Raw genomic sequence first — 14,888 nt, 5'->3', positions numbered from 1 at the left:
CTAAACTGATGAATAAAATAAATACTTCTGAACTACCTGCAATCCAGTACACCATTTGGTCGGCAGATTTGTATGGTCACCGCTTTCATGTGAAGTTGCGCATTGAAAATCCATTGCCGAGTGGGCAAATTCTGCAAATGCCCGCCTGGATTCCAGGAAGTTATTTAATACGCGACTTCAGCAAACAAATCGAAACGATTGAAGGGTTTGCACTCAGTAAGCCGAATGAAGCCCTAGTCTTAGAGCGGATTGATAACGATCAATGGCGCCTACCCAAAGTAACTGGTCCGGTAGAAATTCTCACAACGGTGTATGCATTTGATTCTTCTGTGCGGGCTGCCTATCTTGATACTGAGCGTGCATTTATCAACCCAAGTAGTTTGTGTTTAGCGGTCATGGGACAGGAGTCTTTACCGTGTGCTGTAGTGTTGATTCCTCCTAAGGATACTTGCGCAAACTCCTGGACTGTGCAGACGGGCTTACAGCCAGCCAAAGTAGATGATCAAGGTTACGGCTTTTATCTCGCCAAAAATTATGATGATCTCTTAGATCATCCCATTGCGATGGGTGAATTTCAGATTGCTCATTGGCAATCAAATGGTGTCTCACATACCATGGCCATTCAAGGCTGCATCCATGAAGTCGATCTTGAACGCCTAGCAACAGATCTTCAGGCAATCTGTACCTGCACTATTAATCTCTTTGAACCAAAAACTAAGCAAGCGCCTTTCCAGAATTATTTATTTTTGGTCAATGCGGTCCTTTCTGGATATGGTGGACTAGAGCATCGCAACAGCACCGCTCTTCTGTGCCGTCGCGATCAAATTCCCCAAATACATTCCCCGCTTGATGAGGCATCCTATCGTGAATTTCTAGGCCTTTGTAGCCATGAATACTTCCATGCATGGTTAGTTAAACGTATTCAGCCAAAAGCCTTTCAACCCTATCAACTTGATCGCAGAAACTATACTCGTTTGCTGTGGTTATTTGAAGGCTTTACGAGTTACTACGATGACTTGCAATTATTTCGCAGTAAACGTATTGATCTAAAAACCTACCTTCAGTTAGTTGCTAATAATTGGAATGGTATTTTGCGTGGCCCAGGAAGATTGAAGCAAAGTCTTGCAGATAGCTCTTTTGACGCTTGGACCAAGTACTACCAAGCCGATGAGAATACGCCGAATGCAGTCGTGAGTTATTACGGTAAAGGGGCCTTGCTTGCTTTAGGTTTAGATCTCAAGATTCGCGCATTCACAAACAATCAAAAATCCCTGGATGACTTAATGCGCCTCATCTGGAAAATACATGGAGTCACGCTTGATGGGATTGCTGAAGATGGTCTAGATGACTTAATGCGAACACTTCTAGGTGCGCGATTTAATGCCACTTGGAATCAATTTAAATCTCGTTATATTTTTGGGACTGAAGATATTCCAATTCAGAAATGGATTGATTCCAAATTCATTACGGTTAAACAAAAAAAACATTCCAAACTAGAGCAAATAAAACTGCAATTCGGAATGCGCCATAGTGATAGCAATGGCTGGTTAAAGGTAACGCATGTGCTCGATGGTGGAGCTGCTCAATTCGCAGGTCTAGCGGCTGGAGATCTGCTGTCTAGCATTAATGGTGAGCGTATTACTGCTACGCGCTGGGATAAGGTGTTGTCTAGCTTGATCACAGGGCAAATCATTCATATTTGCTTTTACCGAGATGACTTAGAGCATGAGTGCATGACTGTTCTTGAGGATGATCAAATTCCAGCCCAGTACATACTCACACCAGCTGAGTAATGCATTCATTTTCTGCAGCTGATATTCCAGAAGATTGGCGCGCCCTACTCGGAGATTATTTTCAATCTCCTGAGTGGCAAATACTGCAGACCAATCTGAGAACTGAGCTCAATAAAGAGGGTGAGCAGATTCGTCCGGAGCCACAAAATTTCTTCAAAGCGCTGACATTAACCCCGCTTACCAAAGTCAAGGTTGTTATCTTGGGGCAAGACCCGTATCACTCTCCTGGGCTAGCCCAGGGCTTGGCTTTTTCTATTCCGAGCAATATTCCGACCAATTCCCGTCAATTTCCGAGTTCCTTACGCAATATCAGTAAAGCGCTGGCGCTGGAAGGTTTTGGCGCTCTTCCCAACGGTGATCTTCACCCTTGGGCTAAGCAAGGTGTCCTGCTTCTCAATACCGCTCTGAGCGTCAAATTGGGTGAAGCAGGTAGTCACGCCAACCTAGGCTGGAAATCCCTCATTGATAGACTGATAAGCGCTTTAGCACAGCAAAAACCCCATCTGGTTTGGATGCTGTGGGGCGGTCATGCCCAATCTAAGTTACCCCTGATTGAGGCTACCCAAGATCAATTGATTCTGCAATCCTCCCACCCTTCTGGGCTGGGGGTCTATAAAACAGAGAAGCCTTTTCTAGAGCCCAGTGCAAAGGCAAGCTGTGGGCACTTCACTAAAGCCAATGAGTGGCTAATTGCAAAACAGCAGTCACCGATTCAGTGGGTTGATAGCCATGCAAGTCATACGGATAAGGACTTATTTTCGCTACGTAGTTAACTTGAAATATTAAAATTCATGGTTAAATACGGTCAAAAATGCTATCAAACAGCCCAAAAACCATCAATAATGACACCGCAACCTCAGTAGAGCTGATTGAGGAATATCGACGCCAATCTGCGCTAGCGTCATCCGCAGATCGCGCCAACATTGATTTGATGGATTTTCTAGATCAAATCCTTCTAGATACGGAACAGGCTCCTGATTGATTACTTACTTAGCGAGGCCAGCGTAAAGAGCGCCAGCCAGATAAGAAGCACCCATGGCACAAAGCCACTCCAGCATCTGACCGGACTGAAATAAACCTGCAAATTGCCCTATATAGGAGCCAGCTAGGGCAGCAATACTGCCAAGTAAGACTGCCATGAGGAATTTCTTAGCCCCGGGCTTAGATTGACGTTTTCCTGGGTAAAAAACCAAAGCAAATACACCAGTTAAGCCACCGATCACCAGAAAAGCTAAAAACCCCATTGCCACCCCCATTGTTGCTGCCATCAAATCTATAATCACCATTATGAAGTTGTTGACACTCGGCATCAATCATCACACAGCGCCGGTCGCCATTCGGGAAAAGGTCGCCTTTGACCCTGAATTTCTTCAAGAAGCGTTGCACGATCTTCGCCAACATCTCGTTGGTGCGAATCAGGCCGGCCTGCCGGAGGCCACAATCCTGTCCACTTGCAATCGAACTGAACTCTACTGCGCTGCTAACGATGCAGATGCAGCCAGCCTGTTACATGAAGCGACGTTTGACTGGTTAGCTAAAACCCAACAACTTGCTCCAAGCAGTTTGGAGCCCCATATTTATTCGCTACCGCAATCGGATGCAGTCCGTCATGCCTTTAGAGTTGCTTGTGGGTTGGACTCCATGGTGATTGGCGAAACCCAAATCTTGGGTCAGATGAAAGATGCTGTACGTACTGCAAATGATGCGGGCGTCCTTGGCACTTATCTCAATCAACTCTTTCAGAAAACCTTTGCAGTCGCAAAAGAAGTTCGCGGCTCTACAGAAATTGGTGCTCACTCAATCTCGATGGCAGCCGCATCAGTTCGATTGGCTGAACGCATTTTTGAAAGTATTACTGATCAACGCGTTCTATTTATTGGCGCTGGCGACATGATCACTTTATGCGCCACCCATTTCGTGGCACGTAAGCCTAAAGCAGTGGCAATTTCTAATCGCACGATTGAGCGCGGGCAAGAATTAGCAGATTCGATTTCTATTCAAGATGTTGAGTCAGAATCATTCAAGCTCTCAGATCTGCCAAGTCGATTACATGAATTTGACATCATCATTTCAAGTACAGCATCATCACTGCCGATTATCGGATTAGGAATGGTAGAGAGTGCTTTGAAGCAACGTCGTCGTAAACCCATGGTTATGATTGATCTAGCGGTTCCCCGTGACTTTGAGCCAGAGATTAGCCGCTTAAATGACATCTACTTATATACAGTCGATGATTTAGGCGTGATGATTCAGACGGGTGCTTCCTTACGTCAAGCAGCAGTGAGTCAGGCTGAAGCGATCATTGAAGATCGTGTTGGTAATTTCATGCACTGGATGCAAGGTCGCAAGACTGTGCCACTCATTCAGGATATTCAGCAACAAGGTGAGCATCTCAGGCAGCTTGAACTGGATCGTGCCATGAAGCGATTGATGCGTGGTGATGATCCCCAAGAGGTTCTCAATGCAATGGCGCAAGGCTTAACTAATAAGTTCTTGCATGGCTCATTGCATGCTTTACAACATTCCAATGGCGCTGAGCGTGACGCCCTGATTAAGTTGCTTCCCAAATTATTCGCCTCGCACTCCAAGCCAGAAGACCATTAGATGAAGCCCAGCATGCGGGCTAAGCTAGACCACCTAGACACGCGCTTAGCCGAACTCAATTCTTTATTAACTACCGAAGAGTCCACCAAGGATATGGACAACTATCGGAAGCTCACACGTGAGCATTCTGATATTGCGACGATAGTGGAGCAATTTGGCTTATATAAACAAGCTGAGGCTGATGCTCAAGCTGCAGAAGAGATGCACAAGGATCCTGATATGAAGGACTTTGCTGATGAAGAGCAGAAACAAGCTCAAGCCACTATGGAAGAGCTTGAGGGTGTACTTCAAAAACTACTTCTACCCAAAGATGTCAACGACGAACGCAATGTCTTCTTAGAAATTCGGGCGGGTACAGGCGGTGATGAGAGTGCACTTTTTGCTAGCGACCTACTCCGAATGTATACGCGCTTTGCAGAACGTCAGGGCTGGAAAGTAGAAGTGGTGAATGCTGCCGAATCTGATCTTGGTGGCTATAAAGAAGTTGTTCTGCGCTTAGTAGGTCAGTCTGTCTATTCACGCCTCAAATTTGAGTCTGGCGGCCATCGTGTGCAACGCGTTCCCCAAACAGAAACACAGGGACGTATTCATACTTCAGCTTGTACAGTAGCTGTGATGCCCGAGGCCGATGAATTAGAAGCGGTCAAAATTAACCCTGCTGAATTACGCATTGATACTTTTAGAGCTTCAGGGGCTGGTGGTCAGCATATTAATAAAACGGACTCCGCTGTTCGTATTACCCATTTACCAACTGGCACTGTGGTTGAGTGCCAAGATGATCGCAGTCAGCACCGCAATCGTGAACAAGCAATGAAGGTTCTTGTCTCTCGCATCATGGATGCCCGTGAACGTGAAAAACATCAGCTAGAAGCTCAGACCAGAAAGTCTTTAGTTGGCACTGGTGATCGTAGTGATCGTATTCGGACTTACAACTTTCCACAGGGCCGTATTACCGATCACCGCATCAATCTCACACTATACAAAATTGATGCCATGATGGATGGTGATATAGACGAGCTATGCAATGCCCTTGCGTCTGAACATCAGGCGGAGCTTCTTGCAGCACTTGGCGATAATTAATTCCACCCCAGGATGAGTGTCAGCCAGCCCTTACGCAAATTAATTAGCAACTGTGCATTGCCAGCGAATGAAGCGCGGATATTACTAGCCCTCATTCTAGAGAAGCACTACCAACTCCCCCGTTCTGCCCTACTGTCTCGTGATGATATGAGTTTGAATGAGCAAGCTTTTCTGGAATGGGAAAGACTGGTTTCCAGAAGGGTTCTGGGAGAGCCCATTGCGTATATCTTAGGTAAGAAGGGTTTTCATCAAATTGAGTTAGCCGTTGGGCCTGGGGTCCTCATTCCCCGCCCAGAAACTGAACTGCTCGTAGAGATTGCCCTTACTGAAATTACCAAACTTAACAAACATATAAGAGTATTAGATCTGGGCACCGGCTCTGGTGCTATTGCACTTTCTATCGCGAGCGCTGCGCCCCTAGCATCAGTGATTGCAACAGATCAATCGACCGAGGCTTTAGCTATTGCAAAGCAAAATGCGCATTCTTTGAGCCTCTTAGATCAAGTCCAGTTTTTACTAGGTAGTTGGTATGTAGCCCTGACCGAACCAAGCCAATTTGATGTGATTGTGAGTAATCCGCCCTATATCGCCCATCAAGACCCTCACCTCACTCAAGGGGATCTCCGTTTTGAGCCTGTATCCGCCCTAACTGATTACGCTAGCGGGTTGAGCTGCTTAGAAAGCATTATTGCAGGTGCAGATCAATACCTAAAACCGGGCGGCTTAATTGCCGTCGAGCATGGCTTTGATCAATCTGAGGCTGTGATAGGGCTTATGAAAGTTGCAGGTTTAATAGACGTGCAGGCGCATCTCGATTTGGCAGGCCACTGCCGAGTAGCTTCTGGACGAAAAAGACTCTAAAACCATCAAAGGGGATTAACCCTTTTCTTAAGATAGCCTTAAAATTAGCTCACCATTAGCAGTAAATCATTATCTTTATATGACATAAATTCAGGGAAAAATATGGATACTCAAGCAAAAATTCAAGAAATCGTTACTAGCCATCCCGTTGTTTTGTTTATGAAGGGCAATGCCCAATTTCCGCAATGTGGCTTTTCCGGTAACGCGATCAATATTTTGCGCGCTAGTGGTGTGGAGAATCTTCACACTGTTAACGTTTTGGAAGATGAAGCAATTCGCCAGGGCATTAAGGAATTTGCTAACTGGCCAACTATTCCTCAGCTCTACATCAACGGTGAATTCATTGGTGGCTCAGACATCATGACTGAGATGTTCCAAAGCGGTGAGTTGAAAAAACTTGTACAAGGCTAATTAGACAAAATCTGCAAAACTCATATTTGTGAATTTTGACTTAAGCTCTCTTTTACTATTTGGCCTACCATTTGGTTTATGTGCAGGCCTTTTAGTCTATGCGCTCAATTTACGCTCAGCCCTCACTAGAGCTGAACAACAAAATCAACATGATGCTGCGCTTACTACCAGCTTACGAGTAGAGCGTGACCAGGCATTACAGAATGCTATTAGACTTGAGGCAGCACTAGACTCCGAGCGTAAACAGGGCTTAGGAAGAATTGAATCCCTTAATGAGGCTAAAGAGGCGCTGACTAGCCAATTCAAAAATCTTGCCAATGAAATTTTGGAAGATAAGTCTAAGCGCTTTACCGAACAAAACGTTGCTAGTTTAGATGCTCTTCTAAAGCCGCTACAAACTAAGCTTTCGGAATTTAAAGAGCAGGTAAATACTTCCTACGGTAACGAGGCACGTGAGCGTTTTGCCCTCAAGAGCGAGATCGAGCGTCTAGCCAATCTGAATTTACGCATGTCAGATGAGACGCGTTCGCTGACCCAAGCGCTGAAGGGCGACTCTAAGGTGCAGGGTAATTGGGGTGAATTGGTTTTAGAGTCCATCCTAGAGTCCTCAGGCCTAAGAAAGGGCGAAGAGTATCTAGTTCAGGATAGCCACACGCAAATTGATGGCTCACGTCTTCAGCCTGACGTAGTGGTTAAACTGCCTGAGGGTAGAAGCTTAGTGGTTGATAGTAAGGTTTCAATTACGGCCTACTCACGTCATGCGCAAGCAACTGATCCGACGGTCTCAGAGCAAGAATTAGCCGCTCATATTCAGTCCCTTCGCCAACACATTCAAGGACTCTCAAGTAAGAACTACAGCTCTTTGTATGGCATTGGCTCGGTAGACTTTGTATTGATGTTTGTGCCCATTGAGCCTGCATTCCTGCTAGCCTTGAAGACAGCACCGAATTTGTACCAAGAGGCACTAGCCAAGAATATTGTGCTCGTATCCCCAAGTACTTTGATGGCCACCCTTAGAACTGTTGCGCATCTCTGGCGCCAGGATCACCAAAATCGCAATGCTCTAGAAATTGCCAAACAATGTGGAACGCTCTATGACAAGTTTGTTGGCTTTGTTGATGACCTTGAAAAACTAGGTCAACGTCTAGATCAAGCACAAACGAGTTATCACGATGCCTTTAATAAACTGAAGTCTGGTAAAGGCAACCTGATTCGTTCTGCGGAAAAAGTGCGCGAACTCGGCGTTAAGCCTAGTAAAAATTTATCTACGCCCTTAATTGAATCGTCAACCGACTCTGAATAAAAATTGAAAGCTACGCACGTATCAGAAATACAGACCTCATCACCCTCCTATAGAAAAGTAGCTATTGCAGCTTGCTTTGGAACCTTTCTTGAGTGGTATGACTTTCTTACTTTTGCCACTCTGGCTGTAGTTTTTGGCCCCCTCTTTTTTCCCTCAAGCGATCCTAGTACGGCCTTGTTAGCCAGCCTAGCAACCTTTGGTGTTGGCATGGTGGTCAGGCCCATTGGAGCAGCGATATTTGGCAGTATTGGCGATCGCATTGGGCGGCGCCCCGTCTTTATGATCACGATTACCCTCATGGGAATTGCTACGGTGTGCGTTGGCTTTTTGCCGACTTATGCTCAGGTTGGAATCTGGGCACCTATTTTGCTCGTGAGCCTCAGACTACTTCAAGGCCTCTCGGCAGGAGGAGAAATTGGGGGCAGTGCGGTCTATCTAACGGAACATGCTGGAGATACCAATCGAGGCTATAAGACCAGCTTCTTACAACTCATGGGGCCACTTGGCATCTTGGTATCCACACTCCAAATTGCCTTGCTACAAACCTATCTTACCCAAGAAGAATTTTTATCCTGGGGCTGGCGTGTGCCGTTTTGGGTTTCAATCATTCTCCTCTTGATTGCATTTAAAGCTCGCATGGCTCTTGAAGAGACGCCGATCTATTTGCAACTCAGTAAAACAGAGGCCCATTCTAAAAGCCCTCTGCGTGACAACCTGAAAGATCCGGAAACTAGAAAGAGAATGTTTTTACTTTTCTTCTGCATCTCTGCTGGTGGTGCAGTGCTATTTTTCTGTGTACAGGTTTATACCTCGGTCTTCCTAAAGACTACCGTAAGGCTTGCCCCTCAGTTAGTAGATCAGCTCAATGTCTATGCAACAGTTGCGTTATTGCCTTTGACAGTATTTGCGGGATGGCTCTCAGACAAGATTGGCAGAAAACCTGTGGTTGTCAGTGGCCTTATTTTAGGGGCAACGCTTATCTTGCCAGCTTTTCATTTTCTTCAACAAGCTACTAGCCACTCAATGATATTCATTACCGCTATTCTAGTTGGGTTATCGGGAATACTGTCATTAGTAGTGGGTCCACAAACTGCATTACTTGCAGAACTATTTCCAACAAAAACTAGAAATAGTGCCGCTACACTTCCGCATAATCTAGCCGCAGGTTGGATTGGAGGGCTTCTACCTTTAATCGTGACTTGGCTAAATCAACAATGGGCTAGCGATATTGCAGGGCTTTGGTATCCGACTCTTTTTCTAGCAAGCGGAGCTTTGGTTGCAATAATGTTTTTGCCAGAGACAAATCAAAGCAATTTATCTCACTGATTTAGATGCTTAAGTGCTAACGCACTTAAATCAGTTTTTACTTCCTCCAAAACACCATCCCAATTACCTGGATCAGATTGCTGGTAAATCTTTGCAGTTGGGTACCAGGGGCTATCAGATCTGTCACTCAACCAACGCCAGCAGGAGTCATGCCGATTCAGAATCCAAACGGGTTTGCCTAGCGCGCCTGCGAGATGAGCGGTAGATGTATCCACCGAGATTATTAAGTCTAAGTTTTCAATCAACGCAGCCGTATCTGAGAAATCATCTAGCCACTTTACACAATGAATAATATTCGGCCAAAGCTCAGGCCCTTTGGCAATTAACTCTGACTCAGCAGGATCACCTTTTTGTAAGCTATAAAAATTAATCCCAGAAACATCTTTTAGCTTTGCAATTCTTTCAAGCTCAATATTACGACGCTTATTAAACGACCATAACTCCGGTCGATAAACCCTAAAACCACCACTCCAAACTACTCCAACTTTAAAATTATTGGTATCACCCAATCTCCCCTTAAATATGTCCCTCATATTTGGATCGGCCATTAAATATGGATTCTTAGAAGGTATTGACTCAAGGGTAGTATCAAACAGCATTGGCAAACTAAGTAATGGAGAATGAAAATCAAATTTGGTCTGATTTTCAATGCTGGAAACCAAGGTACAGAATTTTCTTAGGGGTGCAAAAATATTAATTAATAAATCAGGGACTAGAAAAGTAATCTTTGCACCAAAACTGCATAAAGGCTCTATGTACCGGGAAAATTGAATGCTATCCCCAAGGCCCTGCTCAGCCCAAATAAGAATATTTTTTCCAGAAATATCCTGAAGATGCTCCAGTCGCACCAAATCAGAAAATTGAAACTTAACTGGATGATTCAGGTGCCAACGTGCTTCATAGTTTTTCCACCCCTCCTTAAAGTTACCAGTAGAGAGTTGGAGCATTGACTTTGCATAATAGCATTCGGCATATCCTGGATTAATCGCTGTTGCGATGTTATAGCTCTCAGTCGCTATCTGATAACGCTTAAGTTTTACGAGCGCATTGCCCTTATTGTTGTAGGCTCCAGCATAATTAGGGTCAAGCGCTATAGCATTGTCATACCAGCTTAAAGCTTCCTCGTTGCGATGGAGATCTTGGAGGACATTACCTATATTGCAATAAGCCTCAGCATAATTAGGTTGCAGTGAAATCGCTTTATTTAGACTTGATAGCGCCTCTTCATATCGGCCAAGATCTTTAAGTATATTTCCTCGGTTACTATAAGCAATAGCGTAATCTGGCGCCAAATCGATAACCCTATCAATTAGGTTTAGTGCACTTGAAAAATCAAATTGCATAGCAGCCACAACTGACGAGAGCCTTAAAAAATCGGGGCTGTTTGGTAAAGATTTGAGCCCCTTAACTAGCAGATCCTGAGCTTTTTCTAGCTCGCCAGTTTTAATAAGTTGCAAAGAATTTTCAAGAAGTATTTGAGAGCCGATATCCATAATTCAGAATTTTACGGTCTATTGAAGCCAATCCACCCATCTGATATTCTGCAAACAAAAAGATGTCCCTGAAGTACCAGCCAATTCAGCAACCAATCGGCCTCTACCACCAATCTCAGGGAAGTTTAAGACCTTATCTGCTGGGTTTCGCCTAGTATAAAGTTACCTTTGAGTAGGTAATTATCGATAAAAACTAATTTTTCTCTCTATGCATCTAAAAATTGCTAATAGCTCGTTTAAATTAAGGACAGCGGATACAAACTAATAATGCATATCGAGATCAAAGGGTTCACATACAACAAATGAATAGTTTTATTGTTTGATTCTAGTTGTCAATTAAGAGTTGACTTCAGATTAATTACGGGCTGCAATATATTTATCAAAAATGACTCTGCTCTAGTCGTCAGCAATCCAATTATTTATCAAACGAGCATATCCAGTCTCAAATATGCACAACAGCCCATTTAAAAAACCCTAATACTCGAAAAATCATTATTTTTTATTGTTTGGGGATATTGAGGTTGCTAGGACTCACGTAAGGGCCAAAAATTGTATGGGTTGGTACTCATACTGGGCTTACTGAGAAAGGAAATTGGTGCCCCTTGTCCGACTCGAACAGACCACCTACTGATTACAAATCAGTTGCTCTACCAGATGAGCTAAAGGGGCAACGGATAACATTTTAACCTATTTCACAATCGTCAAGGCAGGTCTGCTGGCTTTTGGCTTTTCAGCATTCTCGGGGCTTGTATCTTTGAGCTTGCCGACCTGGCTGGCATCAAAGGAAAAGGACATGCCCTGACCATTTTCTCGTGCATAGATTGCTAAAACATGGCTTACGGGAACCATAATTTTTCTTGGGACTCCGCCAAATCTTGCCTGAAAGCTGATCCAATCATTATCCAAATTCAGTTGATGGCAGGCCTCAAGAGAGAGATTTAAAACGATTTCATCCTTCTTGACAAACTCCATAGGCACTTCAACGCTAGAGTCCACAAAGACCGCCATGAAGGGCGTAAAACCAAAATCCGTGCACCACTGATGTAGGGCACGGATTAGGTAAGGTTTATTGCTTGGGATATCAGACATGCTTATTCTGCCAGCCTGAGTAATGAGCCGCTTAGCGACGCATTACCTTTTCTGATGGAGTCAATGCTTCAATGTAGGCAGGTCTGCTGAAAATACGCTCAGCGTATTTCAAGAGAGGAGCTGCATTACGCGAGAGATCAATACCGTAATGCTCCAAACGCCACAATAAAGGAGCAATTGCTACATCCAGCATAGAAAACTCTTCACCCAGCATATATTTATTCTTCACAAAAATCGGTGCAAGCTGAGTTAAGCGATCACGAATAGCTAAACGTGCTTTTTCATGAGCCTTCTCAGCTGCTTTACCTTTTTCATTCTCTAATGCAGCTACATGCACAAACAACTCTTTTTCAAAATTGAAGAGGAAGAGACGTGCGCGTGCGCGAGCAACAGGATCAGGCGGCATCAATTGCGGGTGAGGAAAGCGCTCATCAATATACTCATTAATGATGTTTGACTCATACAAAATCAAATCACGTTCGACCAAGATTGGAACTTGGCCATAAGGGTTCATGACCGAGATGTCTTCTGGCTTGTTAAACAAGTCCACATCACGGATTTCAAAGTCCATGCCTTTTTCAAAAAGCACCAGACGGCAGCGTTGCGAGAATGGGCAGTTTGTGCCCGAGTACAACACCATCATAAATTTATTTCCTTAAATATCTACTTCAATACAACAAACGCACAAACAACTGCGACTTTAACTCTTAAAAACCTTGGCTTAGTGAATGTCTTTCCAGTAGGCCTTATTCAAACGCGAAGCTACCAACGTGAAAATTGCCAAGAAAATTAATACGATCACACCCAAACGCTTGCGCTCGAGTTGTACTGGCTCAGCCATCCATGACATGAAGGCAACTAGGTCAGCGATGTTGTCGTCGTACTCTTGTGACTTCATTGTTCCTGGAGTCAACTGCTCAAATCCAACAAACTTTTTCTCTACACGGCTTGCATCGTGCGGATCTGGACGCTCTTCAAACTTTGCAGCGCGCTCACCCTGCAACTGCCAGAGAACATGAGGCATACCAACGTTTGGATATACTAAGTTATTCCACCCGGTTTGAGTAGTGTCATCTTTGTAGAAAGTGCGGAAGTAGGTATAGAGCCAATCCGTACCACGCGCACGCGCTTCTACTGACAAGTCTGGGGGAGTTTTACCAAAGAACGCCTTGCCGTCTTTAGGTGACATGGAGATGGTCATCAAGTCACCAACTTTAGCGTCCGACAAGATCAAGTTATCTTTGATTTGCTGATCTGTCAAACCAATGTCACGTAAGCGGCTATAACGCATGCTAGTAGCTGAATGGCAGTTCAAACAATAGTTCACAAATATCTTGGCGCCGTTTTGCAAAGAAGCATTATTACTAACGCGATTTGGTGCAGTCTCCAATGGGAAACTGCCCTCGCTTGCATTTGCAGTTAAACCAAAACCAAGAGCGGCAATCAAGGCTGTCGCCTGGCAGACGCCCATCACAGTGTGCAAAATTCGTTTCATACTAGTTCCTAATTTCTCGGATATCTGAATTAATGGGACTTAAAAGTAACGCGAGTTGGAACTGGCTTGAAAGTACCAAGCCTGCTCCAGAAAGGCATCGCCAAGAAGAAGCCCAGATAATAAATAGTGCAAATCTGAGAAATCTTTTCAAATACTGGTGATGGCGGCTCGATACCCAAATAACCTAAGATCACAAAGGTCAAGACAAAGATGCCATAAATATATTTATGGAACGGCGGGCGGTAACGAATCGATTTGACTGGAGAATGATCCAACCATGGCAGGAAGAAGAGGATCACAACGGACCCACCCATAATCACAACACCCCAGAACTTCGCATCAAAGGCATAAAAACCGGCAGCCAAGACCAAGGCAATTGCCACACATGCGCCTTTGACTTTGAGATCATTAGACTTCAGGGCGAACATCGACAAAATTACTGCCAAGAAAATCCATAATGGCAATAAGAAGTTAGACGTTGTTGCACGTAGCATTGAATAGAAAGGCGTGAAATACCAAACTGGTGCAATATGTGTCGGAGTAACAAATGGATTTGCCGGAATGAAGTTATTCGCTTCCAAGAAATATCCACCCATTTCTGGGGCAAAGAAAACAATCGAGGCAAAAATGATTAAGAAGCCGCCTAGGTACATGACGTCATGAACGCTGTAGTAAGGGTGGAATGGAATGCCATCCACCGGATGACCATTGGCATCTAATGTATTTTTGATTTCTACGCCGTCTGGATTGTTAGAACCCACTTCATGCAATGCAAGAATGTGAGCTGCAACTAATCCAATTAATACCAATGGAATAGCAATCACGTGGAATGCGAAGAAGCGATTGAGTGTTGCATCGCCTACTACGTAGTCACCACGCAACCATAAGGAAAGGTCCGGACCAACCAATGGAATTGCAGAGAATAAGTTTACGATCACTTGAGCGCCCCAATAGGACATTTGACCCCATGGGAGTAGGTAGCCGAAGAACGCCTCACCCATCAAGCATAAGAAGATTGCGCAACCAAAGATCCAAATGAGCTCACGTGGCTTGCGGTATGAACCGTAGATCAAGCCACGGAACATGTGCATGTAAACCACTACAAAGAACATTGAGGCGCCAGTGGAGTGCATGTAGCGGATTAACCAGCCCCATGGAACTTCGCGCATGATGTATTCAACAGATTCGAAAGCCTTCGCTGCATCTGGCTTGTAGTTCATTACCAAGAAAATGCCAGTAATGATCTGGATTGCCAAAACTACAATCGCTAGAGCGCCAAAAATATAGAAAAAATTCAGGTTTTTAGGAGCGTAATACTCACTCATGTGACGCTTAAATGCATCTGTCACCGGTAAACGCGAATCCACCCAAGCCATTAACTTCACTGCGACGGAAGCGTTTGCTGGGACTTCTTTTTCTTGAAATGCCATTTA

General features: G+C 44.5%; 15 protein-coding genes and 1 tRNA gene. 9 read left to right on the top strand and 7 right to left on the bottom strand.

Annotation, left to right across the window (positions count from 1 at the left end; translation table 11 throughout):
- The first annotated feature begins 8 nt into the window (after positions 1-8).
- The 3 genes from ICN27_RS00855 to ICN27_RS00845 are packed head-to-tail and all read left to right on the top strand — an operon-like array spanning position 9 to position 2,775.
- Positions 9-1,793 (top strand): M61 family metallopeptidase, encoded by a 1,785-nt coding sequence (locus tag ICN27_RS00855; RefSeq protein ID WP_216861211.1) that lies wholly within the window; start codon positions 9-11, stop codon positions 1,791-1,793.
- Positions 1,793-2,566: a uracil-DNA glycosylase gene (locus ICN27_RS00850; protein ID WP_216268607.1), complete on the top strand. Its 774-nt coding sequence runs from the start codon at positions 1,793-1,795 to the stop codon at positions 2,564-2,566. Before ICN27_RS00855 ends, ICN27_RS00850 begins: the two co-directional genes overlap by 1 nt.
- A 38-nt stretch (positions 2,567-2,604) precedes the next feature.
- Positions 2,605-2,775, top strand: coding sequence for a hypothetical protein (locus ICN27_RS00845; protein WP_216268606.1), 171 nt, complete (start codon positions 2,605-2,607; stop codon positions 2,773-2,775).
- 4 nt (positions 2,776-2,779) lie between these two features.
- Here the strand turns inward: ICN27_RS00845 and ICN27_RS00840 are convergent, their stop codons facing one another.
- Complete coding sequence (locus ICN27_RS00840) at positions 2,780-3,061, bottom strand: hypothetical protein (protein WP_255534913.1); 282 nt, start codon at positions 3,059-3,061, stop codon at positions 2,780-2,782.
- A 19-nt stretch (positions 3,062-3,080) separates the two neighbouring features.
- Here ICN27_RS00840 and hemA point away from each other — a divergent pair, with 19 nt between their 5' ends.
- The 6 genes from hemA to ICN27_RS00810 all read left to right on the top strand — a co-directional run bounded on the left by hemA (position 3,081) and on the right by ICN27_RS00810 (position 9,378).
- Complete coding sequence (hemA, locus tag ICN27_RS00835; protein ID WP_216268605.1) at positions 3,081-4,397, top strand: glutamyl-tRNA reductase; 1,317 nt, start codon at positions 3,081-3,083, stop codon at positions 4,395-4,397.
- Positions 4,398-5,477: a peptide chain release factor 1 gene (gene prfA / locus ICN27_RS00830; protein WP_216268604.1), complete on the top strand. Its 1,080-nt coding sequence runs from the start codon at positions 4,398-4,400 to the stop codon at positions 5,475-5,477.
- A gap of 12 nt (positions 5,478-5,489) precedes the next feature.
- Positions 5,490-6,338: a peptide chain release factor N(5)-glutamine methyltransferase gene (gene prmC / locus ICN27_RS00825; protein ID WP_216268603.1), complete on the top strand. Its 849-nt coding sequence runs from the start codon at positions 5,490-5,492 to the stop codon at positions 6,336-6,338.
- A gap of 102 nt (positions 6,339-6,440) precedes the next feature.
- Entirely contained in the window at positions 6,441-6,749 is a 309-nt protein-coding gene (gene grxD / locus ICN27_RS00820) for a Grx4 family monothiol glutaredoxin (protein ID WP_215308779.1), read from the top strand.
- 28 nt (positions 6,750-6,777) lie between these two features.
- Positions 6,778-8,052, top strand: coding sequence for a DNA recombination protein RmuC (gene rmuC / locus ICN27_RS00815; RefSeq protein ID WP_216268602.1), 1,275 nt, complete (start codon positions 6,778-6,780; stop codon positions 8,050-8,052).
- A 3-nt stretch (positions 8,053-8,055) separates the two neighbouring features.
- Positions 8,056-9,378, top strand: coding sequence for an MFS transporter (locus tag ICN27_RS00810; RefSeq protein ID WP_216268601.1), 1,323 nt, complete (start codon positions 8,056-8,058; stop codon positions 9,376-9,378).
- Here ICN27_RS00810 and ICN27_RS00805 read toward each other — a convergent pair.
- The 6 genes from ICN27_RS00805 to ICN27_RS00780 all read right to left on the bottom strand — a co-directional run bounded on the left by ICN27_RS00805 (position 9,372) and on the right by ICN27_RS00780 (position 14,885).
- Complete coding sequence (locus tag ICN27_RS00805) at positions 9,372-10,871, bottom strand: tetratricopeptide repeat protein (RefSeq protein WP_216268600.1); 1,500 nt, start codon at positions 10,869-10,871, stop codon at positions 9,372-9,374. The two genes, ICN27_RS00810 and ICN27_RS00805, sit on opposite strands and share 7 nt — an antisense overlap.
- Before the next feature lie 593 nt (positions 10,872-11,464).
- Positions 11,465-11,540 (bottom strand) — tRNA-Thr (locus ICN27_RS00800).
- An 18-nt stretch (positions 11,541-11,558) separates the two neighbouring features.
- Positions 11,559-11,960 (bottom strand): ClpXP protease specificity-enhancing factor, encoded by a 402-nt coding sequence (locus ICN27_RS00795; protein ID WP_216268599.1) that lies wholly within the window; start codon positions 11,958-11,960, stop codon positions 11,559-11,561.
- A gap of 31 nt (positions 11,961-11,991) precedes the next feature.
- A complete protein-coding gene (locus tag ICN27_RS00790; protein ID WP_215308771.1) occupies positions 11,992-12,603 on the bottom strand; it encodes a glutathione S-transferase N-terminal domain-containing protein in 612 nt (203 codons plus the stop codon).
- Between the two features lie 78 nt (positions 12,604-12,681).
- Positions 12,682-13,455, bottom strand: a complete 774-nt coding sequence (locus ICN27_RS00785) for a cytochrome c1 (protein WP_216268598.1) — start codon at positions 13,453-13,455, stop codon at positions 12,682-12,684.
- Positions 13,456-13,484: 29 nt separating this feature from the next.
- Entirely contained in the window at positions 13,485-14,885 is a 1,401-nt protein-coding gene (locus tag ICN27_RS00780; protein WP_216268597.1) for a cytochrome bc complex cytochrome b subunit, read from the bottom strand.
- Positions 14,886-14,888: the final 3 nt, after the last annotated feature.

This window comes from Polynucleobacter sp. Nonnen-W13, assembly GCF_018881735.1.
Classification (GTDB): domain Bacteria; phylum Pseudomonadota; class Gammaproteobacteria; order Burkholderiales; family Burkholderiaceae; genus Polynucleobacter.
Note: the sequence above shows the minus strand (reverse complement) of the source record. Positions and strands in the feature narration are given on the sequence as shown.

Excerpts from the sequence above, each read along its gene's own strand:
- ICN27_RS00855 (WP_216861211.1), top strand. The coding sequence starts at position 9 with ATGAATAAAATAAATACTTCTGAACTACCTGCAATCCAGTACACCATT.
- ICN27_RS00850 (WP_216268607.1), top strand. The coding sequence starts at position 1,793 with ATGCATTCATTTTCTGCAGCTGATATTCCAGAAGATTGGCGCGCCCTA.
- ICN27_RS00845 (WP_216268606.1), top strand. The coding sequence starts at position 2,605 with ATGCTATCAAACAGCCCAAAAACCATCAATAATGACACCGCAACCTCA.
- ICN27_RS00840 (WP_255534913.1), bottom strand. The coding sequence starts at position 3,061 with ATGGCAGCAACAATGGGGGTGGCAATGGGGTTTTTAGCTTTTCTGGTG.
- hemA (WP_216268605.1), top strand. The coding sequence starts at position 3,081 with ATGAAGTTGTTGACACTCGGCATCAATCATCACACAGCGCCGGTCGCC.
- prfA (WP_216268604.1), top strand. The coding sequence starts at position 4,398 with ATGAAGCCCAGCATGCGGGCTAAGCTAGACCACCTAGACACGCGCTTA.
- prmC (WP_216268603.1), top strand. The coding sequence starts at position 5,490 with ATGAGTGTCAGCCAGCCCTTACGCAAATTAATTAGCAACTGTGCATTG.
- grxD (WP_215308779.1), top strand. The coding sequence starts at position 6,441 with ATGGATACTCAAGCAAAAATTCAAGAAATCGTTACTAGCCATCCCGTT.
- ICN27_RS00805 (WP_216268600.1), bottom strand. The coding sequence starts at position 10,871 with ATGGATATCGGCTCTCAAATACTTCTTGAAAATTCTTTGCAACTTATT.
- ICN27_RS00795 (WP_216268599.1), bottom strand. The coding sequence starts at position 11,960 with ATGTCTGATATCCCAAGCAATAAACCTTACCTAATCCGTGCCCTACAT.
- ICN27_RS00790 (WP_215308771.1), bottom strand. The coding sequence starts at position 12,603 with ATGATGGTGTTGTACTCGGGCACAAACTGCCCATTCTCGCAACGCTGC.
- ICN27_RS00785 (WP_216268598.1), bottom strand. The coding sequence starts at position 13,455 with ATGAAACGAATTTTGCACACTGTGATGGGCGTCTGCCAGGCGACAGCC.
- ICN27_RS00780 (WP_216268597.1), bottom strand. The coding sequence starts at position 14,885 with ATGGCATTTCAAGAAAAAGAAGTCCCAGCAAACGCTTCCGTCGCAGTG.